The organism is Bradyrhizobium diversitatis (genome assembly GCF_016031635.1).
GTDB lineage: Bacteria > Pseudomonadota > Alphaproteobacteria > Rhizobiales > Xanthobacteraceae > Bradyrhizobium > Bradyrhizobium diversitatis.
This window is the reverse complement of record NZ_JACEGD010000008.1, coordinates 128,384-150,656: the sequence shown is the minus strand read 5'-3', so window position 1 is coordinate 150,656 and position 22,273 is coordinate 128,384. Positions and strand designations below refer to the sequence as shown.

The following is a 22,273-nucleotide window of genomic DNA, read 5'->3' as shown; positions in this document are numbered from 1 at the left end:
TGTGATGCTTTTTTTGTCGTCTTATGCTTCGTGGTCTGATGCGCTAGGCGTTCATGCGTTTGCCTGTCGCATCGTCGAACAGATGAACCAGTGACGGGTCGGGCTTCAGCCGCACCTTGTCGCCCGGGTTGAACTGGTGACGCTCGCGGAAGACCGCGACGACCTGCTCGCCGCCGACCTTGGCGAACACTTGCGTCTCCGAGCCGGTCGGCTCGACCACGATGATCTCTGCCTCGGCGCCGTCATCGGCGATGGTGAAGTGCTCCGGCCGCACGCCGTAGACTGCGGGCCGGCCGTCGGAGCCCGCCGGCGCGGTCTTGAGCGGCAGCTTGACGCCGTTCGGTCCCTCGAAGGTGGCAACGCCGTTGACGCGAACATGACCCTTGAGGAAGTTCATCGCGGGCGAGCCGATGAAGCCCGCGACGAACTGGTTGTCGGGCTTGTCGTAGAGCTCGAGCGGCGTGCCCATCTGCTCGACGATGCCGTCATGCATGACGACGATCTTGTCGGCCATGGTCATCGCCTCGATCTGGTCGTGGGTGACGTAGACGGTCGTGGTCTTCAGCCGCTGGTGCAGCTCCTTGATCTCGGTGCGCATCGCGACGCGCAGCTTGGCATCCAGATTCGACAGCGGCTCGTCGAACAGGAAGACCTGCGGATCGCGCACGATGGCGCGGCCCATGGCGACGCGCTGGCGCTGGCCGCCGGAAAGCTGGCGCGGGTAGCGGTCGAGCAGCGGCGACAGCGCGAGGATCTCGGCGGCGCGCTTGACGCGCTTGTTGATCTCGTCCGAGCCGGCATTGCGCAGCTTCAGCGAGAAGCCCATGTTCTCGGCCACCGTCATGTGCGGATAGAGCGCGTAGTTCTGGAACACCATCGCAATGTCCCGCTCCTTGGGCTGGACATTGTTGACGACGCGGTCGCCGATCGAGATCGTGCCGGAGGTGATGTTCTCGAGACCGGCGAGCATGCGCAAAAGCGTTGACTTGCCGCAGCCGGAGGGGCCAACCAGGACGACGAACTGGCCATCCTCGATCGGAATCGTCACGCCGTGCAGGACTTCAAAATTGCCGAACGATTTCCGCACGTCGCGGATTTGCACAGACGACATCTAGCTCCCTCCTCGAAAGTCCACGACGCCTCTCGCGCCGCGACCGTCTTGTTTTTCAGACTTCACCGAACGAAGCCCGATCTTAGCGGGCGACATTGTCGGTAGTTTGTGCGGTTTTGGCAATTTGTCTTTGGTTAGTCGTTGCTGGTAGCGCTGTCAACGTTCCTTTGTTTGCAGGACTGACTGTGTTAAGAGCAGCAAATGGGTCGAAAACGCACCAAGTCAGGCAAAATCCGGCTGGCCGAAGTCGCCGAGCTCGCCGGCGTCAGCCCGATTACCGCGTCCCGCTTCTTCCGCAATCCGGAGGCCCTGTCGGTTGCCAAGCGGACGCGGGTCGAGAGCGCCGCCAAGGAGCTCGGCTATGTGCCCAACCTTGCCGCACGCGCACTGGCCTCGCAACGCACCGAAGTCATCGGTGTATTGATCCCCTCCCTCACCAATAACGTGTTCTCGGACGTGCTGCGCGGCATCTATGACGCGTCAGAGGGCAGCCGTTACTCGATCCAGTTGTCCAACACGCGCTACAGCATTCTCCAGGAAGAGAAGTTGCTGCGCCTGTTTCTGGCGCAGAAGCCGGCCGGGCTGATCGTCACCGGCATCGACCAGACCGCCGAGTCCCGCGCGATGCTGGAGGCCGCGGACTGCCCGATCGTGCAGATCATGGAGATCGGGCCGGATCCGGTCGACATGATGATCGGCTTTTCGCACTATGATGCAGCCCGCGCGGCGGTTGCGCACCTGTTCGAGCAAGGTCACCGCAGGATCGGCTTCGTCGGTGCGCGCATGGACCCGCGGGTGCAGCGGCGGCTGGACGGATATGTCTCGGCCATGGAGGACGCCGGACTGTTCGAGCAGCGCCTCGTCGTCACGACGGCCACGCCGACTTCGGTGACGCTCGGCGGAGCCCTGTTCACCGATCTCCTGGCGCGGGAGCCCGACATCGATGCGGTGTTCTGCGCCAATGACGACCTCGCGCTCGGCGTGCTGTTCGAATCCCGGCGCCGGGAGATCGCAGTCCCCGGGCAGATCGCGATCGTCGGCTTCAACGACCTCGAATTCATGGCCTCCGCCGTCCCCACCCTCACCAGCATCCGCACCAACCGCTACGAGATGGGAAAGACGGCCGCCACCATGCTGATCAACGCGATCGAAGGGCGGCGCCCGGAGCAGCCGGTGCTCGATCTCGGCTTCAAGGTGATCGAGCGTCAAAGCTCGTTGGCACGACGTTCGGACAGCAGGCCAGTCGTTTCCGGCGCGGGCGCGGTGAACAAAATGATAGCGTTACCAAGTAGCCACGACTAGTATTCGGACTCGTGAGGAAACGACCCGCCAGCCGGGAAGGCAGATCATCGCTCGCGCCGTTGGGCATCGCACATGCCGACACCATGAGACGGACGCCAGCGCGTTTGCATTGCAGGAGAAACCAATGACAAAGAAACCAACCAATGGGCATGCCGCCGGCAGCAACGGTTCTCGCCGCCACCTTCGCTCGCAGGAATGGTTCAACAACCCGCACAATCCGGGCATGACCGCGCTCTACATGGAGCGGTACCTGAACTACGGCCTTACCCGTGCCGAGTTGCAGTCGGGCAAGCCGATCATCGGCATCGCCCAGACCGGCAACGATCTCTCTCCCTGCAACCGCCACCACATCGAGCTCGCCCATCGCGTCCGCGAGGGCATCCGCGAAGCCGGCGGCATCGCGATGGAATTCCCGACCCACCCGATCCAGGAGACCGGCAAGCGCCCGACCGCGGCGCTCGACCGCAACCTCGCCTATCTCGGCCTGGTCGAGGTCCTCTACGGCTATCCGCTCGACGGCGTCGTGCTCACCACCGGCTGCGACAAGACCACGCCGGCCTGCATGATGGCGGCGGCCACCGTGAACCTGCCCGCGATCGTGCTGTCGGGCGGACCGATGCTGAACGGCTGGCACAATGGCGAGCGCACCGGCTCCGGCACCATCGTATGGAAATCGCGCGAGCGGCTCGCGGCCGGCGAGATCGACTATGAAGAGTTCATGGAGATCGTGGCCTCCTCGGCGCCCTCAGTCGGCCATTGCAACACGATGGGCACCGCCTCGACCATGAACGGGCTTGCCGAAGCGCTCGGCTTCTCGCTGCCGGGCTGCGCGGCGATCCCCGCCCCCTATCGCGAGCGCGGCCAGATCGCCTACGAGACCGGAAAACGCATCGTCGAGATGGTCTGGGAAGACCTGAAGCCCTCGGACATCCTGACCCGCAAGGCGTTCGAAAACTGCATCGTGATCAACTCGGCCATCGGCGGCTCGACCAACGCGCCGATCCACATCAACGCCCTGGCCCGCCACATCGGCGTCGAGCTCTCGATCGAGGACTGGCAGAAAGTCGGCCACGACGTGCCCCTGCTCGTCAACATGCAGCCGGCCGGCTTCTATCTCGGCGAGGAATTCCACCGCGCCGGCGGCGTGCCGGCGGTGGTGCGCGAGTTGATGAAGCACAAGCGCATCCATGAGGATGCAGTCACGGTCAACGGCCGCGGCATCGGCGAGAACTGCAAGGATGCGCCGGCGCCCGACAACGACGTGATCTGGGCTTACGACAAGCCGCTGGTGAAGGATGCCGGCTTCCTGGTGCTGAAGGGCAATCTGTTCGATTCCGCGATCATGAAGACGTCGGTGATCTCCAAGGAATTTCGCGACCGCTATCTCAGCAATCCGAAGGACCTCAATGCCTTCGAAGGCCGCGCCATCGTGTTCGAAGGGCCGGAGGATTACCACGAGCGGATCGACGATCCCTCGCTCGACATCGACGAGCGCTGCGTGCTGTTCATCCGTGGCACCGGTCCGATCGGCTACCCCGGCGGCGCCGAGGTCGTGAACATGCAGCCGCCGGCAGCATTGATCAAACGCGGCATCCTGTCCCTGCCCTGCATCGGCGACGGCCGCCAGTCCGGCACCTCGGGCTCGCCCTCCATCCTCAATGCTTCGCCGGAAGCCGCCGCCAATGGCGGTCTTGCGATCCTGAAGACCGGAGACAAGGTGCGTATCGACCTCAACAAGGGCAGCGCCAACATCATGATCTCGGACGAGGAGTTGAAGAAGCGCCACGCCGAGCTCAGGGCCAATGGCGGCTTCAAGCATCCGCCGAACCAGACGCCCTGGCAGGAGATCTACCGCAACACCGTCGGCCAGCAGTCGACGGGTGCCTGCATGGAGCTTGCCACGCGTTATCAGAACGTCGCCGGCACGTTTGGCGTGGCGCGGGATAACCACTAGGAAAGATTGTCATTCCGGGATGCGCCGCAAGGCGCAGACCCGGAATCCATATTCCCGATCGTGGTTATGGATTCCGGGCTCGCGATTGCGTCGCGCCCCGGAATGACGAGAGACAATTCAAAGGAGAACAACATGGCAGACCGCCTCAAGGGCAAGCGCGCCGTCATCACGGCTGCTGCGGCAGGCATCGGGCGCGCATGCGCCATCGCATTCGCGCGCGAAGGCGCAACCGTGATCGCCACCGACATCAACGAGCCCGGAATCGCGAGCCTGACCAAGGAAGGCATCGCCGAGGTCGCCAGGCTCGACGTCCGCAACACCGCCGACGTCAACGCCTTTGCCAAGCGCGTCGGCAAGATCGACGTTCTGCTCAATGCGGCGGGATTCGTGCACCACGGCACCATCCTGGAATGCTCGGAAGAGGATTTCGACTTTTCGTTCGACCTCAACGTCAAATCGATGCACCGGACCATCAAGGCGTTCCTGCCCGACATGCTCGCGGGCGGCGGCGGCAGCATCGTCAACATCTCGTCCTGCGCGGCGCTGCGGCCGCCGGCCAATCGCTATGTCTACAGCGCGTCGAAAGCGGCGGTATCGCTGCTGACGCGCGCGGTCGCGCTCGACTTCATCACCAAGGGCATCCGCTGCAACTCGATCTGCCCCGGTACCGTCGAGACCCCCTCGATGCTCGACCGCGCCGCCGCGCAAGGACCGCAGGGCAAGGAGATGTTCATCTCCCGCCAGAAGATGGGCCGGCTCGGCACCGCCGAGGAGATCGCATCCATGGCGGTCTATCTCGGCAGCGACGAGAGCGCCTTCACCACCGGCGTCGATCTGGTCGTCGACGGCGGATACATGCTCTGACGCTCGGGAGCAGATCTCATGAACAAGATCGATCTCAACGGCCGCATCGCCATCGTCACGGGCGGCGCGCAGGGCTTTGGCCGCGCCATCACCGAACGCTTCGTCGCCTCCGGCGCCAAGGTCGCGATCTGGGATTTCGACGCTGCACTCGCCGAGAAGACGGCAAAAGAGATTGGCGGCGAAACGAAAGTCTTCAAGGTCGACGTCACCGACACCGCGGCCGTCGAGCAGGCGCGCGATGCCACGCTGGCCGCCTTCGGCAGGATCGACATTCTCGTCAACAATGCCGGCATTGCCGGAATCAACAAGCCGGTCTGGGAGACTGATCTGGAGGAATGGCGCAAGGTGCTGCGCATCAACCTCGACGGTCCCTTCATCGTGAGCAAGGCTATCGTGCCGGCGATGCTCGAGCGGAAATACGGGCGCATCGTGAACATCGCCTCGATCGCCGGCAAGGAAGGCAATCCGAACGCGGCGCATTATTCGGCGTCCAAGGCCGGACTGATCGCGCTGACGAAATCGCTCGGCAAAGAGCTCGCCGGCCACGACATCCTCGTCAACGCGGTGACGCCGGCAGCGGCGAAGACCGCGATCTTCGACCAGATGACGCAGCAGCATATCGACTTCATGCTGTCGAAGATTCCGAAGGGACGGTTCGTGCTGGTGGAAGAGCTCGCCGCGATGGTGGCCTGGCTCGCATCCGAGGATTGCGCGTTCTCGACCGGCGCGGTGTTCGACATCTCTGGCGGACGCGCGACCTATTGAGGAGCGCCATGATTCGGGAAGGCGGATGCCTGTGCGGCGCGTGCGGTTCGAGGCGGAGGACTCAACGTCCGCATCTTCCACTGCGATGAGGAGAGCTTGATGGAGTTCTATTGGGAAGCCAAGGACGACAAGTGGTTCCTGCGTCCCGCCGTCGAGGCGCCAGAGCAGGCTCCTATCACCGTCGAGCAGGAGGACTGGTATTGGCTGGTGAAGATCAGTGGTCGACCTCTCAATTTCCGCTTCACGGGTCTGATAGGAGCGAGGCAAAGCGCTTGGGAGTACGTCAAGCGCTACAGTCACATGCACTATGGCATCAAGTCGGTCACGCTGCGGTCGATTGAGGAGCCTCAGCGATCCGCTTCATGAAGACCTCAGGCTTGCTTATCGCGCGCCTTTGCCCGCGGTCGTCGCGACCCAGATCCCGGCAAACACCGCGACGATGCCGGCCGCTAAATTCCAGCGCAGCGGCTCGTTCAGCAGCCAGGCCCCGACCAGCGATGCCGTGACCGGATTGACCGTCACCGAGATCGCGACGCGCGTCGGCGTCGTCCGCTCCAGCGCGAAGGCCCAGAGATAGAAGGTCAGCGCTGCGCCGAAGGCACCCAGATAGAAGGCTCCCAGCCACTGCGGCAGCCCGAAGCCCGCGACGGGCGCAAAGCTGCCGCGGATGGACGAGAGCAGGATGAGGCAGGCCGCGCCGGCCGCCATGCTCATGGTCGTAAAGGCGATCGGACTGGTGCGCCGGATCAGCGGCTTCGACCAGATGCCGTACAGGGCCATGCACAGTGCGGCCGCTATCATCAGGAGATCGCCGCGCCAGGCGCCCGACGGAGCTGAGGTCAGATCGGACAGAAGCGCCACAGCAACGCCAATGGTCGCGATCACGACACCGACCGATTTGCGCCAGGTCAAGGCTTCGGCGCCGAGCGCAGCCCCGATCACGAGCGACAGCAACGGAAGCGTCGACAGAGCCAGCGCGCCGCGTGCGGCGGTCGTGAAGATCAGCGACGCGTTGAACAGGATCGGAAACAGCGCGAAGAACAGGATGCCGAGCGCGACGGCGGCACCCCAATCCCCTCGCTTCGGCCAGCGATCGCCGCGCAGCAGCGCCAGCGGCAGCAACAGGAGAAAGCCGATGCCGAACCGGAACGAGCCGATCGCGAGCGGATCGATGCTCCCCACGAGATAGCGCGTGGCACCGATGGACGTCCCGCCCAGCGCGCTCGACAACACGGCGGCAAGAACGCCGAGAACCTCGCCCACGATTCCTCCCGATGGCTTTCGGTCAGCATAGGAGACGCGCCGAAACGGGGAATGGAATTTCCGTCATGCCAGGATAAGTTTTCGTCATGACCGCGTCCGATCTCGACCCCGACCTTCTGAGGGCCTTCCTCGCCGTCGCCGATCATCGGTCGTTCACGCGCGCGGCCGCGATCCTCAACCGCACCCAATCGGCGGTGAGCGTCCAGATCAGGCGCCTCGAAGAGCGGCTGAACGTCAGACTGTTTCACCGCACAAGGTCGGGTGTGGCGCTGAGCGCGGCCGGTCACGAGCTGCTCGTCTATGCAAGACGGCTTCTCGACCTCAATGCAGAGGCGGTCGATGCGCTCCGCCCGCGCAAGCCCGATGCCGTGGTCCGCCTCGGCGTGATGGACGATTACGGCACGATCGTCATTCCGCCATTGCTGGCGCATTTTGCCAGAGGTCGTCCGGAGATCCGGGTCGAGATCGAGACGGGGCTGACGGCGACGATGCCGGCCCGGCTCGGCGAAGACTATGACCTCGTCATCGCCATGCATCCGGAAGGAAGCGGCAATGGCGAACTGCTGAGACGCGAGCAGGCAGTCTGGGCCGCAGCCGCGTCCTACTCAGCCGGGCCACAGCGCCCCACGCTGCCCGTCGCACTCTGCCCGCCGGGCTGCCTGTTCCGGCAGTGGGCCACTGAGGCCCTCGATGCCGCCGGCCGTCCCTGGCGGCTCGCCTTCGTCAGCCGGACGCTTGCAGCGGTGGAAGCGATCGCGGCAGAGGGTCTCGCGATCACGGTCGTGAAGGCTAGCACCCTGCCCCCTCGCCTGCGCGTTCTGTCCGAACGCGACGGCCTGCCGCCGCTGCCGGCGGCGGACATCCGCCTCCACCGCGCGCGCAACCCGTCGCGTCCGGCGGCACTGCTGGCGGATCATCTGCAGCGGGCAATTTCGCAATTGGGCGCCATATAACAGTAGATCGTAAAGGGTTGTGGCCCTATACGGCCTGCTTTGCAAAGCGCGCGTGCGAACCGGAACGGACGAGCCGTGAACATCTCCTTCTATGATCTTTCCGTCTGGGTGCTGCCGCTGGTGCTCGCGATTACCTTTCATGAGGCCGCGCACGCCTTCGTCGCGGACCGGCTCGGGGACAACACGGCCTCGCAGCTCGGCCGCGTCAGCTTCAATCCGCTTCGGCATATCGATCCGTTCGGCACCCTGATCCTGCCCGCGATGTTGCTATTCGCGCATTCGCCATTTCTGTTCGGCTATGCCAAGCCGGTGCCGGTGAACTTCCGCAAGCTGAACAACCCCAGGCTCGACATGGTCTGGGTGGCGCTGGCTGGGCCCGTCACCAACATCCTGCTGGCGCTGGCCGCGGCCCTCGCCTTCCATGCCCTGCCCCTGGTGCCCGCGAGCTCGGCGAAATGGGTTGCGGACAACCTCAAGAATGCCTTGGTGATCAACGCGATCCTGGCCGTGTTCAACATGATGCCGATACCGCCACTCGATGGCGGACGCGTTGCGGTCGGGCTGCTGCCCCGCCCCCTCGCCGCGCCGCTGTCCCGGCTCGAGCCGTTCGGTATGCTGATCCTGATCGGCCTGTTGATCCTGCTGCCGCTTGCGGGTTCGCAGTTCGGTCTAAATCTTGATGTTATTTCAGCAATACTGCGAACGTTGACCGGTTATTTGATTCAGGCTGTTCTGTTCCTCACCGGCAACGTTTAGTTGAACAGAACACTCCTACGCCGAAGGGCCAGAGGCCGACTTGGTCAAAGCTGCCGATATGCTGATCGCGCGACGCGCCGACACCCGCGCCCGCGCTGATTTTGCCACCTGGAACATGATGGCCAAGCTCAACGGGGCGTCCGCGCTGCCACCTGAGGCCCAGGAGTTCCTCGCCAGCTACAGGAACCTGCTGACGCAGATGAGCGAGAACGAGGCCAGCGAAGCCACCATCGGCGCGATCTACAGGGCCTATTATGTCGAGATGGGCGGCGCCGGATCGCCACCCGACGTCCGCCCCCGTCCGTCTGAACCAGCGGCGGATAATGTTACCGCTTTCCGCCGGCCGGCGCCGAAACCGAAGAAGGCCGCCTCCTTCGGAGCGGCGGCGTTCGCTGGAAGCCAGAAACGGCCGCTCCCGGTAGCGCTGATCTTTGTGTGCCTGGTCGTGGTCTATGTTGGGATCCGGCTCTACTGGCGCTGAGCCGTCTTTTTCTTCTTCGCGTCCGGCGGAGTGAAGATGATGTCGACCGTACGTTCGAACCGGTCTTCGGTCAGTCCGGCGGGCGGCTGCGGGATGGGATCGGACTTGCGGACGATCGACACCGCCGCCGCATCGTAGGCTCCATCCCCCGACGATTCCACGACATCCACCGACAGCACGTTGCCCTTCCGGTTGATCGCGAAGCTCACCTTGACCTTCTGGTTATTGGGCACTTTGCCGTCCGGATTGACCTTGTGCAGCGCCAGATGCGCGCTGATCTTGCGGTTCCAATCGGCCGTCAGCTTCAGGATGTCCTTGCCGATACCGATGACGGGCGCCAGTGCCTTCTCGGCCTCGCGCGCATCCTCCTCGAGCGTCTGCCGCGCGGTGGCAACCGATTTCGGCGAGGCTTCGGCGGCGGGAGTCTCGACCGCCTGAATCTTCGGATCGTCCTCCGTCGGTTTCTTCGCGTTGTTCTCGGTCACGACGCGGTCGGGATCCTCGACCTCCTGAGACTGATCCTTTGGAAGCTCCGTCTCCTTGGTCTCGGCCTTCTGCTCGGGGAGCGCCTGCTGTTCCTGCATCGCTTCGCTGTCGGGTCCGGGCGGCAGATCCGTCTCGGGCGCCTTGGGCGATGCCATCTCGACGGCGAACTCTGCACCGTTGGCACCCAGGCCGTCGCCGTCGTCGTCGGCCCGCAGATGCGCCAGCGCGAGCGCAGCACCACCCAGATGGAGCGCGAGCGCCGCGACCGCCGCGAGGATCCAGAGCTTCCGGGATGGCCTGACTTCGTCCGACATTGTGCGTCTTCTTAGGGCTGAGCGGCGCCTGGAGCAGGCGCCCCCGGCGCGCCTTCCAGCGCGACCAGTTTCACCCGTGTATAGCCGCCTGAGCGCAAGAGCTCCATAACTCCCATCAATTCGCCATACGGCACCGAACGATCGGCGCGCAGGAACACATACTTATCCTTGCTCATGTCGGACAGGCCGTCGAGGGTCCCGATCAACTCTGCCCGGTGAACCGGGTTCTCTCCGATCGCGAGCGTCAGATCGGGCTTGATGCTGAGGTAAGTCGGCTTGTCCGGCTTCTTCTGCGGCGTCGCGCTCGACGTCGGCAGATCGATCGGCAGGTCGACCGTGGAGAGCGGCGCCGCGACCATGAAGATGATCAGCAGCACCAGGATGACGTCGATGAACGGCGTGACGTTGATGTCATGCGTCTCCGAGAAATCGTCGTCTTCGCCGTCGTTGTCTGCGAGCGAAACACCCATGGTTCACTCCGCTGCGCGCGAATGCACGCTGCCGTGGCTGCGGTCGAGATCACGCGAGAGCAGCCGCCCCGCCGCGCCCGAGGCGCGGCTGACGAGTTCGAGATAACCCTTCGTCACGCGCGAAAAATGATTGTAGATGATGACGGCGGGAATGGCGGCGACAAGGCCGATCGCAGTGGCGAGCAGCGCTTCGGCAATGCCGGGCGCTACTACGGCGAGGTTCGTGGTCTGCGACTTCGAGATTCCGATGAAGCTGTTCATGATGCCCCAGACCGTGCCGAACAGGCCCACGAAGGGCGAGGTCGAGCCGATGGTCGCAAGCACGCCCATGCCGATCCGGATGCGCCGCTGTTCCGCGCGCACGATCTCGGAAAAGCTGGAAGCCGCGCGCTCCTTGATGCCGGCATCGCTGGACAAGCCGGCCGACATCCGCGCCTCACGCAGCGCTGCCGTCAGGAAGGACGGCAGGATGCCCTGCTTGGTGCCGAGGGCCATCTGCGCTTCGGCGAGCGAGCGCGCCTCCGCAATCTTCTTCAGCGCCGAACGAAGCTTGGTGGAGGCGACCGAAAGCTCGATCGACTTGGCAATGAAGACGGTCCAGGTCATCAGCGAGGCGAAGGCGAGCCCGATCATCACCGCCTTCACGATGACGTCCGCCGACATGAACATCACCCAGGGCGACAATTCCTTCATGGCCGGCGCGACGGCGGCCGCATCGGGCTTTGCGGTCGTCGAAACGGTGGCCGCGGGAGGCGCCGTGGGAGCGGCTGGCGTCGAAACCGAAGGCTCCTGGGTCGCGGGCGCGGAGGCTCCTGGCGCCATCGGGGTCGGGCCGGCCGGGGCTGGCTGAGCCACCGATTGCGCCGGTGCCGGGGGGCTTTGTGTCTGGGCAGAAACGGGGGATGCGAGCCAGGTGGCCGCCAGCATCAAAGCTGCGGCAAGGCTTGCTTGGAAGGACATAGTCTTCATACTTCGGCCCAGTAGCGAATGAGGTTGTGATAGATACCCGTCAATTTGACCGTTTCGGGATCGTCACGCCCGAGCCGTTCCACCAGCGCCTGTATCGCGGTGTCGAGGTCAAAGATCATGCTCCGAGCTTGATCGTCCCGTATCATGCTCTGAAGCCAGAAGAAAGACGCAACCCGCGTTCCCCTGGTCACGGGGGTGACCAGATGGAGGCTGGTCGAGGGATAGAGCACGCAGTCCCCGGCTGGCAACTTGACCTCGTGCGAACCATAGGTGTCCTCGATCACAAGTTCGCCACCGTCATAGTCTTCCGGCTCGGCGAGGAACAGCGTGACCGACAGGTCCGTGCGGATGCGAAGGCCCGTCAGGCGGTCGCCGCGGATCGCATTGTCGACGTGCAGGCCGAAATGATGGCCGCTGCTCGCCGCATAGCGGTTGAACAGCGGCGGGAAGATTTGCAGCGGGATCGCCGCCGCAATAAAGCGCGGGTTCGAGGTCAGCGCCGAGATGATGCGGTTGCCGAGCTTGCGCGCGACCTCGCTATCCGGCGGCAATTGCTCGTTGCGCTTGACCATCGCTGACTGCGCGCCGGCGGTGGAGCGGCCGTCCTCCCAGTCGCTGACGTCCATGATGCGGCGGAAATCCGCCACATCATCCTTGCTGAGAACGCCAGGCAGGCAGGTCAACATGATCAGAACTTCGCTGTCGTCACGACGTAGAATGCCCGTCCCGGCGCGACCGCCACGAACGGAACGTTGCTGCGATAGAACGAGTCGTAATAGAGCTTGTTGGTCAGGTTCTGCGCGTAGAGCTTCATGGTCCAGTTCTGGTCGATCTTCTTCTCGACGAACGCATCGAAACGCCAATAGCTCGGCAGCTCGTTGGTGTTGGCCGCGAACGTGCCGCCATAGACCTTCGAACGGTACACCGCCTGGCCGCCAAGCTCCCAACCGCCATCGAACTTGTACTTGGTCAGCATGCTGAACGACTGGTGGGCAATGTTGGCAAGCTGCAGCCCGATATTCGAAGCAACGCCGCTCTGCGTGACCTTCGACTGCATCAGCACCAATCCGCCGAAGATGCTCCAGCGATCGGTGATCTTGCCCTCCGCCTCGATGTCGATGCCTTGGATCCTGTAGGCAGCACCCGATGTGAGCAGGTTGTTGACGGTCTCGCGCGCGTTGTCCTTGGTGGTCTGGAACAGCGCACCGGTCACCAGCAAGTGGCGATCCGCAAGCTCCCATTTGGTGCCGAGCTCGATCGCCTTGTTGCGCTCGGGCCCGAGCAGGATGGTCGAGTTGGGGGGAACGCCGCCGTATTCGGTGCCGGTCGCATCCAGCTCCGACCCGAACGGATTGGCCGAAGTTGCGTAGGCGGCATAGACGCTGCCGATCGACATCGGCTTGTAGACCACACCGACGTTGTAGTTCACCAGATCGGAATTCTGCTTCACATAGTTCGGGCTATTGTTCGAGGCACTCTGGCTGTAGCCGTCGTAGCGCACGCCGCCGTTGACGATGATGGTGTCCTGCCAGTTCGCGGTGTCCATGACGTACACGCTACTGGTGTTGACGCCATAGCGGGTCGGATTTCCAAGCAGCGACGGCGTGCCGAAGGGAATGTTGGTGTACTGCGGGGAGTAGAGATTGACGTTCTGGACGGCACCGTTGCTCGTGAAAGCGGAGCCGGACAGTTCTGACGCGAGGCCGGCATAGCGGTCGATCGAGATGTTCTCGTTCGAATATTCGACGCCGAACACCGCAGTGTGCTTGACCCCGCCGGTGTCGAGCTTGAAGGTGGCCTCGTTCTGGTTGGCCCATACGTCGACGTTCTGGTAGCGGCTCTGCGCGCTCGCCGTCGTGGTCCAGAGCAGCGGATTGGGGCTGGTGGTATTCGGATTCTGCGGCAGCGTGCCGATGTAGTTGAGCAGCGAGTGCTCGCCGCGCACCTTGCTGGTCAGCGTGATGGCCTCGTTGACCTTGTACTCGATCGTGCCGGTGCCGAAATCCTGCCGCGCGGTCTGGAAGTCGCGATTGAGGAAGCCGTACCAGTTCTCACGCGGAATGCCCGCCGAGGTCACCGGCACGTTGCCCTGCTTGTAGTAGGGCACGCCAAAATCCGGATAGCCGCTGAGATCGGTATGGACGTAGTTCGTCGTGATCTTGATGTCGCTGGTCGGGGTGTACTTGGTCGAGATGAAGTTGCCCCAGCGATTGTCGGTGACGTAGTTGCGTCCGGCGACGTTGGCGTCCTGGAACAGGCCGCCCGTGCGCACCGAGAAGGTCGGATCGATGACCTGGTTCACGTCGAGCGTGACGCGCTTGGTCATGTCGGTTCCGAACTCGCTATCCATCCGCTTGAAGTTGACGTCGCCGGCCTGCTTCGTGACGATGTTGATGGCGCCGCCGGCGGTGCCCCGGCCGGCATAGGAGGATGCCGGGCCGCGCAGAATCTCGATCTGCTCGGTGAAGAAATTCTCGCGGATGGAAACCGCGGGATCGCGGATGCCGTCGATGAAGACGTCGTTGCGTGCGTCGAAGCCGCGGATGAAGAAGCGGTCTCCGAACGCGTTGCCGCCCTCGCCCGAGCCTAGCGTCACGCCCGCCGTCGAGCGTCCGACCTCCTTCAGCGTCGTGGCGTTCTTGTCCTCAAGCACTTCCTTGCTGAGCACCGTAATGCTCTTCGGCGTGTTCAGCATCTTCTCGGGAAACTTGCCCGAGGCCTGCACGTGATCGACCTTGTAGGGCGCCGCGGGATCGGCATAGGGATTGGCGTCGGCGGGGCCTGACGGCGTGACGGGAGCCGTCTGCTGCGCCTGCTGCCGCTGCGCGGCGCGGCGAAGCGCGTTGCGGGCACGGACCTGCTCGGGTGAAGGCTTCGAGGCCGCCGGACGCGGCCGCTCGACCGGAGCATCGACCGTCACCGGCGGCAGGTTCGACTGCTGCGCCTGCGCGCCGCCCGACACCGACGCCACCGCGATCAAGCTCGCGACCGCCGAAACTTTTTTGCCGGAAACGCCCGCGAACCTCTCATCCATCAAATCGAATGCTGCGACCGAACGCAACGACTTCGGTGCGACCACCTGCCCCATTACCAAACGCCCCATATTCCTGTTCGCTCATTCACTTCGACGAACGATGGCTGTTGGTATCGGCCACAAAATAGCGGGTCAATGCGAGCCGCCCGCGAGAACCCTTGAATCAATCCAGATCAAAGCGATTCTAAACTACAGTTTGAAATCGTTCTAAGATCGAGATTGGACTCGTTCTAAAGACAACGCAGAAAGACGTTCGCTCTCAGTCGCTACTCGGCGGCTTCATCAGCGAGAACAATTCGTCGACCGTCTTCTGCGCGACCGCGCGCACGCGATCGGTGCTGTCCATGCCGGCGATGTTGACGCCGTTCACGACGGCTTTGATCTCGTCGCGAAAGTCGGTGAGGAAGCGCAAGGGATCGCGCTGCTCGTTGGCGACACGCGCGATCAATCCCGTGATCAAAATCTGACACGCGATCAGCTTGCCGTTCAGCTCGTCCATCCTGCGCTCCATTCGTGGCGGCGCCGATATGAACGATGCCGAAATCCCTGACAACCGAAACGGCCTCCGCGCGATTTAGAACCGTTCTCGTGACTGATCCGAACCAGGACTCAGCGCAGCGCCATTCGGCCTGAGCACACCGCTATCGGTGCTGCGCAAGAGGGGCACGGCGATCGGTCGCGCCCGGAAAAATGCAGCCCTGCACAGCGCGGCGCCAGAGCACTGCCCAGGGCGTGCAAAGCTTTCCAATTGTTTAGGTTTCCGAACTGATAGTGCTGTTTACACTGGAACTTGGCGTGTATTATACAAGCGCGCTGGAACCGTATGATTGGCCCCATATTTCGTAAGCGTAGGGCACGAGAGCCGACACGAGACGATATGAAAAAGTCCCGGCCGATCCTCTGGATTTCGATCATCGCGGCCGTGGCCTCCGCAGGTTACTATGGTTGGCAGAGATTTGGCTCGGCCGGACAGACCCAGACAGCACAGAAGGCGTCGCCCCGCCCGTCCGCTATTCCCGTCAGCGTCGCGCCGGTCCAGAAGGCCGACTTCCCGGTCTACCTGACCGGTCTCGGCACGGTCCAGGGCTTCAACACCGTCCAGGTCCGCAGCCGGGTCGACGGCCAGATCATCAGGCTCGAGTTCAAGGAAGGCCAGATCGTCCAGCAGGGCGACCTTCTGGTCTCGATCGATCCCCGGCCCTACCAAGCCGCGCTTGACCAGGCCAAGGCCAAGAAGGCGCAGGACGAGGCAAACCTCGCCAACGCCAATCTGGAGCTCCAGCGCGCCGTGAAGCTCGGCGAATTCGCAACAACACAGCGGGTGGATACCCAACGCTCCACCGTCGCGCAGCTCACCGCCCAGATCGCCGCCGACGAAGCCGCGATCGCCAACGCCCAGACCCAGCTCGACTACACGCAGATCAAGGCACCGATCACCGGTGTCGCAGGGCTCCGCCAGGTCGACATCGGCAACATCGTCAACGCCTCGACCCAGACGGGCATCGTCATGATCTCGCAGGTCGAACCGATCTCCGTGATCTTCACCGCTCCGGAAGACCAGCTCCCCTATATCACCGAAGGCCAGAAGGCCGGCGCGCTGAAGGTGATTGCCTTCACGACCGACGGCAAGAAGACGCTGGCCGAGGGCAAGCTCGCGGTCATCAACAACCAGGTCGACACGACCAGCGGAACGATCCGTCTCAAGGCGGTGTTCGACAACAAGGACCACGCGCTGTGGCCGGGCCAGTCGGTTTCGACGCGGCTCCTGGTGCGGACGCTCAAGGATGCGACCGTGGTTCCTGATGATGCGGTCCAGCATTCCACCAACGGCCTCTACGCCTATACGGTCAATCAGGACAACAAGGCCGAGGTTCACAAGGTCAAGGTCAGCTATGGCATCGACGGACGTTCGGTCATCGAGGAAGGCTTGAGCCCGGGCCAGCAGGTGATCGTCGGCGGCCAGTTCAAGGTCCAGCCCGGAAGCCTCGTGTCGACGGCAGTGGCAAGCTCCGATCCGGCCCAGAGCAAGGTACGACAGGAATGACCGAAGGCGGGATTTCGGCACCTTTCATCCGTTATCCCATCGGCACCTCGCTGCTGATGGCGGGGATCCTCTTCGTCGGTCTCGTCGCCTATCCGCTGCTTCCGGTTGCGCCGCTGCCGCAGGTGGACTTTCCGACCATCCAGATCACCGCCAACCTGCCCGGCGGCAGCCCCGAGACGATGGCCTCCTCGGTGGCACAGCCGCTGGAGCGGCAGTTCGCCCAGATCCCCGGCATCGCGCAGATGACCTCGACGAGCTATCTGGGCACGGCGTCGATCACCATCCAGTTCGACCTCAACCGCAACATCGACGGCGCCGCGAATGACGTCCAGGGCGCCATCAACGCTGCCAGCGGCCAGTTGCCCAAAAACCTGCCCTCGCCCCCGACCTACCGCAAGGTCAACCCGGCCGACGCGCCGATCCTGCTATTGTCGGCGACATCAGAGACGCTGCCGCTGACCAGCGTCAGCGACGCGGTCGACGCCCAGCTTGCTCAGCAGATCAGCCAGCTGTCGGGCGTCGCCCAGGTCTTCATCGGCGGCCAGCAGAAACCTTCGATCCGCATCCAGGTCGACCCGGCGAAGCTCGTCGCCAAGGGCCTGTCGCTGGAGGACGTGCGCAGCCAGATTGCGATCACCACGGTCGACAGCCCCAAGGGCAATATCGACGGCGAAAAACGCGCCTACACGATCTACGCCAACGACCAGCTCACCCAGGCGAAGGACTGGAACGACGTCATCATCGCCTATCGCAACGGCGGTCCGTTGCGGATTCGCGACATCGGCCGAGCGGTCAGCGCCGCTGAAGACGCCAAGCAGGCGGCCTGGGCCAATGGCAAGCGCGGCGTCTTCCTGGTGATCTTCAAGCAGCCCGGCGCCAACGTCATCGAGACCGTGGACCGGATCAAGGCGACCCTGCCCCGCCTCGTGGCAGCGATCCCGCCCGCGATCAAGATCGAGCTCATCAGCGACAGAACCACCACCATCCGCGCCGCGGTCGAGGACGTCCAATTCACGCTGCTGCTGACCATCGCACTCGTGGTCATGGTGATCTTCATTTTCCTGCGCAGCTTCTGGGCGACGGTCATTCCTACCGTCACGGTGCCATTGGCGCTGCTGGGCGCGTGCGCCCTGATGTGGCCGGTCGGCTATTCGCTCGACAATCTGTCGCTGATGGCACTCACCATTGCGGTCGGTTTCGTGGTCGACGACGCCATCGTGATGCTCGAGAACATCACCCGCTACATCGAGGAAGGCGACTCGCCGATGGAGGCCGCCTTCAAGGGCTCCAAGGAAATCGGCTTCACCATCGTCTCGATCAGCATCTCGCTGGTCGCGGTGCTGATCCCGCTGCTGCTGATGGGCGGCATCATCGGGCGCCTGTTCCGCGAATTCGCCGTGGTGCTGGCGATGACCATCTTCGTTTCGATGTTCGTGTCGCTGACCCTGACGCCGATGATGGCCTCGCGCTTCCTGCGCGCCCATGGCGAGGTTCAGCACGGCCGCTTCTATCAATGGAGCGAGCGCGCCTTCGACGCGATGCTGCGCGGCTACGAATATGTGCTCGATCACGCCCTCGCCTGGCGGCGCACCACGCTTGCAATTTTCTTCGTCACGCTCGGACTGTCGATCTACCTGTTCGTCCTGATCCCGAAGGGCTTCTTCCCGCAGCAGGACGTCGGCCTGATCACCGCCACCTCGGAAGCCTCGCAGGACATTTCGTTCAAGGAGATGACCCGGCGCCAGGAGGAGCTCGGCAAGATCATCATGGCCGATCCCGACGTTGCCAGCGTTGCCATGTCGATCGGCGGCAGCGGCCGCGCCGGCAACAACGGCAACCTGTTCATCACGCTGAAACCTCGCGATCAGCGCGAGGCCTCTGCTCAGCAGATCATCGCGCGGCTGCGTCCGCAGTTCGACAAGGTCGAGGGCGCCCGGCTTTACATGCAGGCGGCCCAGGACGTCCGGCTCGGCGGCCGGCCGACGCGCACGCAGTTCGAATTCACGCTGCAGGACGCCAATCTTGACGAGCTCAACGAATGGGCGCCCAAGATCCTCGCCAAAATGCAGACCCTGCCGCAGCTGCGCGACGTCGCGACCGACCAGCAGACACAGGGCACAACGGTGCAGCTCAAGATCAACCGCGACACCGCCGCCCGCTACGGCATCCAGCCGCAGCTGATCGACGACACGCTGTATGACGCCTTCGGACAGCGGCAGGTCACGCAGTATTTCACCCAGCTCAACACCTACAAGGTCATTCTGGAAATCCTGCCGGAGATGCAGGGCAATCTCGACAGCTTGAACAAGCTCTACCTGAAATCGCCGTTGACCGGCGACCAGGTGCCGCTGTCGACCTTCGCGACCTGGACCACCGACCCGGTCCGTCCGCTCTCGATCAGCCATCAAGGCCAGTTCCCATCGATCACGATCAGCTTCAACCTGGCGCAAGGCGTGGCGCTCGGCCAGGCCACGGAGGCGGTGCAGCGGGCAATGGCCGATCTCGGCGCACCGCCGACGCTGAACTCCAGCTTCCAGGGCACCGCGCAGGCGTTCCAGCAGTCGCTCGGCACCGTGCCGCTCTTGATCCTCGCCGCCCTAGTCGTGGTCTACCTGATCCTCGGCATTCTCTACGAGAGCTACATCCACCCGATCACGATCCTGTCGACGCTGCCCTCGGCCGGCGTCGGCGCGCTCGCAATCCTGATGGCGGCGGGTTTCGACTTCAGCCTGATCGCGCTGATCGGCATCATCCTGCTGATCGGCATCGTGAAGAAGAACGGCATCATGATGGTCGATTTCGCGATCGCCGCCGAGCGCGACGAGCACAAGACGCCGGAGGAATCGATCCGCCAGGCCGCGTTGTTGCGTTTCCGCCCGATCATGATGACGACGATGGCCGCGCTTCTGGGCGGCGTGCCCTTGATGCTCGGTCACGGCACCGGCGCCGAGATCCGTCAGCCGCTCGGCTACGCCATGGTCGGCGGCCTGATCGTCAGCCAGGCGCTGACGCTGTTCACCACGCCCGTGGTCTATCTCTATCTCGACAAGCTCAACAACTGGTTCGCCACCTGGGTCCGTTCGGGCGATGGCGAAGGCGACGAGGCCCCCGAGCACGGCAGCGTCAAGGAAGCCGCCGAGTAAGCTTGCGCTGCGGCTTCGGCGACGCTACAGCGAGGCGCCTGTTTCACGCCAGCGCAGTTTCGCCATGCTCATGCAATCCAGACTTGTCGCCCTTGCCGCAGCCGTCTTGTCAATTGGCGCTGCGCATGCCCAGCAGGGCGCCAAGAGAAACACCGCGCCCCCTGCCCCGGCCACACAGCCTGCGCCTGCCCCGACGCAATCACAGGCGGACGGCACTCCCGGGCAGTCCGGCTGGATCGTCCGTTGCACCAGTGCCAGCCGCGATGCGCCACTCGAATGCGCGATGGAGCAGAACGCGGTACTGACCAAGACCGGCCAGACCGTCCTCCTGATCAACATCCGCATCGCGCCCGACACCCGCACGCCGGTAGCGCTGCTGCAATTGCCGCTTGGCCTCAACCTTCCCATCGGTGCCAAGCTCCAGGTCGACGAGGGCAAGACGGTCGATCTCCAGATCCAGACCTGCGAGAACCGCGGCTGCTACGCCTCGACCCCGATCGCGCCGGACCTGCTCGCCGCCTTGCGGTCAGGCAAGCAGCTGAAGGTCACCTTCCAGAACATGGCCAAGGAGACGATCGCGATCCCGATGCCGCTGGGCGATTTCTCGGCCGCTTACGACAAGATCAAGTAGCCGCTCCGCCTCACGTCACGACGTCGCTCGCCCGGAGCAGCGTCGTGAAGCCGCCATAGATCATGCGCTTGCCGTCGAACGGCATGCCCTCCATTTTCAGCCGGGGATCCGCCATCACCTTCTTGTTGATGGCATCGCGGCTCTCCCGGTCCCGGTAGACGATCCAGGCGAACACCACGACCTCGTCTTCCTTCGCCATCACCGCGCGCGGAAACGAGGTGAGCTCCCCATAGGGAACGTCGTCGCCGATGCATTCGACATAATCGAGCGCGCCGTGCTCCATCCAGATCGCACAGGCGGTCGCCGCCATCGCCTTGTAGGCCTCGAGATTGTCCTTCGGCACGGCGAGAACGAAACCATCGACATAGGGCATTAGGGATCTCCTTGGGTTGTACGGCCCAAGGACGATACTGCGCGCGGCGATCCGACCCGGAAATACGAATGCGAGTGAGGCAAAGCGTCGCGAGCGCGACGCGGCCGATCACTGGGCAAATCCTGGTCGGGAGGACAGGGAACTTCACATTGGAAGAGGGCCAGGAACTGGCTGGGGAACCTGGATTCGAACCAAGACAAACAGAGTCAGAGTCTGTTGTGCTACCGTTACACCATTCCCCACCGAAGCGCTTGAAATTGCTAAGCTTTCTTCGGAGTTCTGCAAGACTGGCTGAAAGTTCCGCAAATCAGCGGCCCGCAGGCCGGTCATATAGCCGCGCCAGCGTTTGCGGTCCAGTCCTTCTGTGAACATCGTCGCATGTTCTTACTGCGTTCACGCCCGAGCGAAACGTTGCTGCTCTTTCGGACAGTCCCGGCCTCGCCATGGGTTGACTAGACGACGATGCGATCGAAGTCTGCGGCGATCCGAGTGTTCCGGAAGATCCTTGCCGCCTCGGCGAGTATCTCCTCGTCTTCGTAGCGTCCCGACAGATGCGTCAGCACGAGTTGTCCGACGTTGTTCGTGACAGCCAAGGAACCCGCTTCCGCCGCGGTGAGATGGCCGTAGTTCCGCGCGATCGGCGCGTCGCGATCGAGAAACGTCGCCTCGATCACCAGCACGTCGGCGTCGGCAACGTATTGCGACAGCCCCTCGGTGGTCTCGGTGTCGCCGATCACGACGAGTTTCCTGCCGCCGCTCGGCGGGCCAAGGACGTCTTCCGGATCGATGGTTCGGTTGGCAAGCACGACCGGGCGCCCCGCGGCCAATTCGCCGCGCAAGGGACCGTCGGGGACACCAAGCGCCATGAGCCGATCAGGCCGAAGACGACGGCGCGCGGGGCTTTGGAAGACGAAACCAAAACTGTCGGTGTCGCGGTGGCGGACCGGAAAACAGTCGATGGTGAAATCACCGGCATCGATGACCCGTCCTTCGGTCAGCGGCGCGAACTCGACCGGGATCGGCGCCCTGCCCGCGCCCCACAGGCCTGCAAGCATCCGGATGACGATGTCGAGCGTTCCTTCCCCGCCGTGAATTGTCATCACGTCGGAAGTCTGCCGCAAGCCCAGCGTCGAGAACAGGCCGGGGATGCCGAGCATGTGATCGAGATGCGCGTGCGTCAGCAACATGCGGTCGAGCCGCCGAAAGCCGGCGCCGCTGCGCAACAACTGGCGCTGTGTGCCCTCGCCGCAATCGACCAGGACACGCTTGCCTGCGGCCTCCACGAGGAGCGCGGGATGGTTGCGCTCGGTCGAGGGAACGCTGGCGGAGGTCCCGAGAAATGTCAGGGCGAACATGGTCG

Annotated in this window: 21 protein-coding genes and 1 tRNA gene; 11 read left to right on the top strand and 11 right to left on the bottom strand. The window is 63.7% G+C overall.

All coding sequences use genetic code 11. From position 1 onward, the window contains the following. Positions 1-43 precede the first annotated feature (43 nt). Positions 44-1,111, bottom strand: coding sequence for an ABC transporter ATP-binding protein (locus H1B27_RS09810; RefSeq protein ID WP_061876807.1), 1,068 nt, complete (start codon positions 1,109-1,111; stop codon positions 44-46). Positions 1,112-1,312: 201 nt separating this feature from the next. On the opposite strand from H1B27_RS09810, the gene gntR reads away from it, so the two are divergent. From gntR to H1B27_RS09785, 5 genes are all read left to right on the top strand, one after another. Continuing rightward, positions 1,313-2,413 carry an HTH-type transcriptional regulator GntR gene (gntR, locus tag H1B27_RS09805; RefSeq protein WP_197965907.1) on the top strand — a complete coding sequence of 367 codons (1,101 nt, stop codon included), beginning with the start codon at positions 1,313-1,315 and terminating at the stop codon, positions 2,411-2,413. A gap of 124 nt (positions 2,414-2,537) precedes the next feature. Then, on the top strand, positions 2,538-4,367 hold the full coding sequence (locus H1B27_RS09800; protein WP_061876809.1) for an IlvD/Edd family dehydratase: 1,830 nt from the start codon (positions 2,538-2,540) through the stop codon (positions 4,365-4,367). A 132-nt stretch (positions 4,368-4,499) separates the two neighbouring features. Further along, positions 4,500-5,231, top strand: a complete 732-nt coding sequence (locus H1B27_RS09795) for an SDR family oxidoreductase (RefSeq protein WP_061876838.1) — start codon at positions 4,500-4,502, stop codon at positions 5,229-5,231. An 18-nt stretch (positions 5,232-5,249) separates the two neighbouring features. Further along, positions 5,250-5,996, top strand: a complete 747-nt coding sequence (locus H1B27_RS09790) for an SDR family NAD(P)-dependent oxidoreductase (protein ID WP_061876810.1) — start codon at positions 5,250-5,252, stop codon at positions 5,994-5,996. 99 nt (positions 5,997-6,095) lie between these two features. Next, positions 6,096-6,362, top strand: a complete 267-nt coding sequence (locus H1B27_RS09785) for a hypothetical protein (protein ID WP_197965906.1) — start codon at positions 6,096-6,098, stop codon at positions 6,360-6,362. A gap of 15 nt (positions 6,363-6,377) precedes the next feature. Here the strand turns inward: H1B27_RS09785 and H1B27_RS09780 are convergent, their stop codons facing one another. Further along, complete coding sequence (locus H1B27_RS09780; protein WP_197965905.1) at positions 6,378-7,259, bottom strand: DMT family transporter; 882 nt, start codon at positions 7,257-7,259, stop codon at positions 6,378-6,380. Between the two features lie 86 nt (positions 7,260-7,345). Here H1B27_RS09780 and H1B27_RS09775 point away from each other — a divergent pair, with 86 nt between their 5' ends. The 3 genes from H1B27_RS09775 (at position 7,346) to H1B27_RS09765 (ending at position 9,449) form a co-directional block, all read left to right on the top strand. Beyond that, positions 7,346-8,212 carry a LysR family transcriptional regulator gene (locus H1B27_RS09775; RefSeq protein WP_197965904.1) on the top strand — a complete coding sequence of 289 codons (867 nt, stop codon included), beginning with the start codon at positions 7,346-7,348 and terminating at the stop codon, positions 8,210-8,212. Between the two features lie 75 nt (positions 8,213-8,287). Beyond that, entirely contained in the window at positions 8,288-8,968 is a 681-nt protein-coding gene (locus H1B27_RS09770; RefSeq protein WP_197965903.1) for a site-2 protease family protein, read from the top strand. Between the two features lie 58 nt (positions 8,969-9,026). Beyond that, positions 9,027-9,449 (top strand): hypothetical protein, encoded by a 423-nt coding sequence (locus H1B27_RS09765; protein WP_061876815.1) that lies wholly within the window; start codon positions 9,027-9,029, stop codon positions 9,447-9,449. Here the strand turns inward: H1B27_RS09765 and H1B27_RS09760 are convergent. The 6 genes from H1B27_RS09760 to H1B27_RS09735 form a co-directional block, all read right to left on the bottom strand. After that, a complete protein-coding gene (locus H1B27_RS09760; protein ID WP_197965902.1) occupies positions 9,437-10,249 on the bottom strand; it encodes an energy transducer TonB family protein in 813 nt (270 codons plus the stop codon). The two genes, H1B27_RS09765 and H1B27_RS09760, sit on opposite strands and share 13 nt — an antisense overlap. Before the next feature lie 11 nt (positions 10,250-10,260). After that, positions 10,261-10,719, bottom strand: coding sequence for a TonB system transport protein ExbD (exbD, locus tag H1B27_RS09755; protein WP_061876817.1), 459 nt, complete (start codon positions 10,717-10,719; stop codon positions 10,261-10,263). Positions 10,720-10,722: 3 nt separating this feature from the next. Beyond that, positions 10,723-11,688 carry a tonB-system energizer ExbB gene (exbB, locus tag H1B27_RS09750; protein ID WP_061876818.1) on the bottom strand — a complete coding sequence of 322 codons (966 nt, stop codon included), beginning with the start codon at positions 11,686-11,688 and terminating at the stop codon, positions 10,723-10,725. Continuing rightward, positions 11,685-12,374 (bottom strand): Fe2+-dependent dioxygenase, encoded by a 690-nt coding sequence (locus H1B27_RS09745; protein WP_061876819.1) that lies wholly within the window; start codon positions 12,372-12,374, stop codon positions 11,685-11,687. The genes exbB and H1B27_RS09745 overlap by 4 nt, the downstream gene beginning before the upstream one ends. Positions 12,375-12,376: 2 nt before the next feature. Next, complete coding sequence (locus tag H1B27_RS09740; RefSeq protein ID WP_197965971.1) at positions 12,377-14,776, bottom strand: TonB-dependent receptor; 2,400 nt, start codon at positions 14,774-14,776, stop codon at positions 12,377-12,379. A 205-nt stretch (positions 14,777-14,981) separates the two neighbouring features. Further along, a complete protein-coding gene (locus H1B27_RS09735; RefSeq protein WP_027571757.1) occupies positions 14,982-15,221 on the bottom strand; it encodes a hypothetical protein in 240 nt (79 codons plus the stop codon). Positions 15,222-15,599: 378 nt separating this feature from the next. Here H1B27_RS09735 and H1B27_RS09730 point away from each other — a divergent pair, with 378 nt between their 5' ends. The 3 genes from H1B27_RS09730 to H1B27_RS09720 all read left to right on the top strand — a co-directional run bounded on the left by H1B27_RS09730 (position 15,600) and on the right by H1B27_RS09720 (position 20,540). Beyond that, positions 15,600-16,766, top strand: a complete 1,167-nt coding sequence (locus H1B27_RS09730; RefSeq protein WP_197965901.1) for an efflux RND transporter periplasmic adaptor subunit — start codon at positions 15,600-15,602, stop codon at positions 16,764-16,766. Continuing rightward, positions 16,763-19,909 carry a multidrug efflux RND transporter permease subunit gene (locus H1B27_RS09725; RefSeq protein ID WP_197965900.1) on the top strand — a complete coding sequence of 1,049 codons (3,147 nt, stop codon included), beginning with the start codon at positions 16,763-16,765 and terminating at the stop codon, positions 19,907-19,909. Before H1B27_RS09730 ends, H1B27_RS09725 begins: the two co-directional genes overlap by 4 nt. 64 nt (positions 19,910-19,973) lie before the next feature. After that, positions 19,974-20,540, top strand: a complete 567-nt coding sequence (locus H1B27_RS09720) for an invasion associated locus B family protein (protein WP_061876823.1) — start codon at positions 19,974-19,976, stop codon at positions 20,538-20,540. Positions 20,541-20,550: 10 nt separating this feature from the next. On the opposite strand, the gene H1B27_RS09715 is transcribed toward H1B27_RS09720, so the two are convergent. From H1B27_RS09715 to rnz, 3 genes are all read right to left on the bottom strand, one after another. Continuing rightward, on the bottom strand, positions 20,551-20,913 hold the full coding sequence (locus H1B27_RS09715) for a DUF1428 domain-containing protein (RefSeq protein WP_197965899.1): 363 nt from the start codon (positions 20,911-20,913) through the stop codon (positions 20,551-20,553). Positions 20,914-21,081: 168 nt separating this feature from the next. Next, positions 21,082-21,155: transfer RNA gene (locus H1B27_RS09710), tRNA-Gln, on the bottom strand. A gap of 210 nt (positions 21,156-21,365) precedes the next feature. After that, positions 21,366-22,268 carry a ribonuclease Z gene (gene rnz / locus H1B27_RS09705; RefSeq protein ID WP_197965898.1) on the bottom strand — a complete coding sequence of 301 codons (903 nt, stop codon included), beginning with the start codon at positions 22,266-22,268 and terminating at the stop codon, positions 21,366-21,368. Positions 22,269-22,273: the final 5 nt, after the last annotated feature.

Bases quoted from the DNA above. Each gene is read 5' to 3' on its own strand.
- H1B27_RS09810 (WP_061876807.1), bottom strand. From the start codon at position 1,111: ATGTCGTCTGTGCAAATCCGCGACGTGCGGAAATCGTTCGGCAATTTT.
- gntR (WP_197965907.1), top strand. From the start codon at position 1,313: ATGGGTCGAAAACGCACCAAGTCAGGCAAAATCCGGCTGGCCGAAGTC.
- H1B27_RS09800 (WP_061876809.1), top strand. From the start codon at position 2,538: ATGACAAAGAAACCAACCAATGGGCATGCCGCCGGCAGCAACGGTTCT.
- H1B27_RS09795 (WP_061876838.1), top strand. From the start codon at position 4,500: ATGGCAGACCGCCTCAAGGGCAAGCGCGCCGTCATCACGGCTGCTGCG.
- H1B27_RS09790 (WP_061876810.1), top strand. From the start codon at position 5,250: ATGAACAAGATCGATCTCAACGGCCGCATCGCCATCGTCACGGGCGGC.
- H1B27_RS09785 (WP_197965906.1), top strand. From the start codon at position 6,096: ATGGAGTTCTATTGGGAAGCCAAGGACGACAAGTGGTTCCTGCGTCCC.
- H1B27_RS09775 (WP_197965904.1), top strand. From the start codon at position 7,346: ATGACCGCGTCCGATCTCGACCCCGACCTTCTGAGGGCCTTCCTCGCC.
- H1B27_RS09765 (WP_061876815.1), top strand. From the start codon at position 9,027: ATGCTGATCGCGCGACGCGCCGACACCCGCGCCCGCGCTGATTTTGCC.
- H1B27_RS09760 (WP_197965902.1), bottom strand. From the start codon at position 10,249: ATGTCGGACGAAGTCAGGCCATCCCGGAAGCTCTGGATCCTCGCGGCG.
- exbD (WP_061876817.1), bottom strand. From the start codon at position 10,719: ATGGGTGTTTCGCTCGCAGACAACGACGGCGAAGACGACGATTTCTCG.
- exbB (WP_061876818.1), bottom strand. From the start codon at position 11,688: ATGAAGACTATGTCCTTCCAAGCAAGCCTTGCCGCAGCTTTGATGCTG.
- H1B27_RS09745 (WP_061876819.1), bottom strand. From the start codon at position 12,374: ATGTTGACCTGCCTGCCTGGCGTTCTCAGCAAGGATGATGTGGCGGAT.
- H1B27_RS09740 (WP_197965971.1), bottom strand. From the start codon at position 14,776: ATGGGGCAGGTGGTCGCACCGAAGTCGTTGCGTTCGGTCGCAGCATTC.
- H1B27_RS09735 (WP_027571757.1), bottom strand. From the start codon at position 15,221: ATGGACGAGCTGAACGGCAAGCTGATCGCGTGTCAGATTTTGATCACG.
- H1B27_RS09730 (WP_197965901.1), top strand. From the start codon at position 15,600: ATGAAAAAGTCCCGGCCGATCCTCTGGATTTCGATCATCGCGGCCGTG.
- H1B27_RS09725 (WP_197965900.1), top strand. From the start codon at position 16,763: ATGACCGAAGGCGGGATTTCGGCACCTTTCATCCGTTATCCCATCGGC.
- H1B27_RS09720 (WP_061876823.1), top strand. From the start codon at position 19,974: ATGCTCATGCAATCCAGACTTGTCGCCCTTGCCGCAGCCGTCTTGTCA.
- H1B27_RS09715 (WP_197965899.1), bottom strand. From the start codon at position 20,913: ATGCCCTATGTCGATGGTTTCGTTCTCGCCGTGCCGAAGGACAATCTC.
- rnz (WP_197965898.1), bottom strand. From the start codon at position 22,268: ATGTTCGCCCTGACATTTCTCGGGACCTCCGCCAGCGTTCCCTCGACC.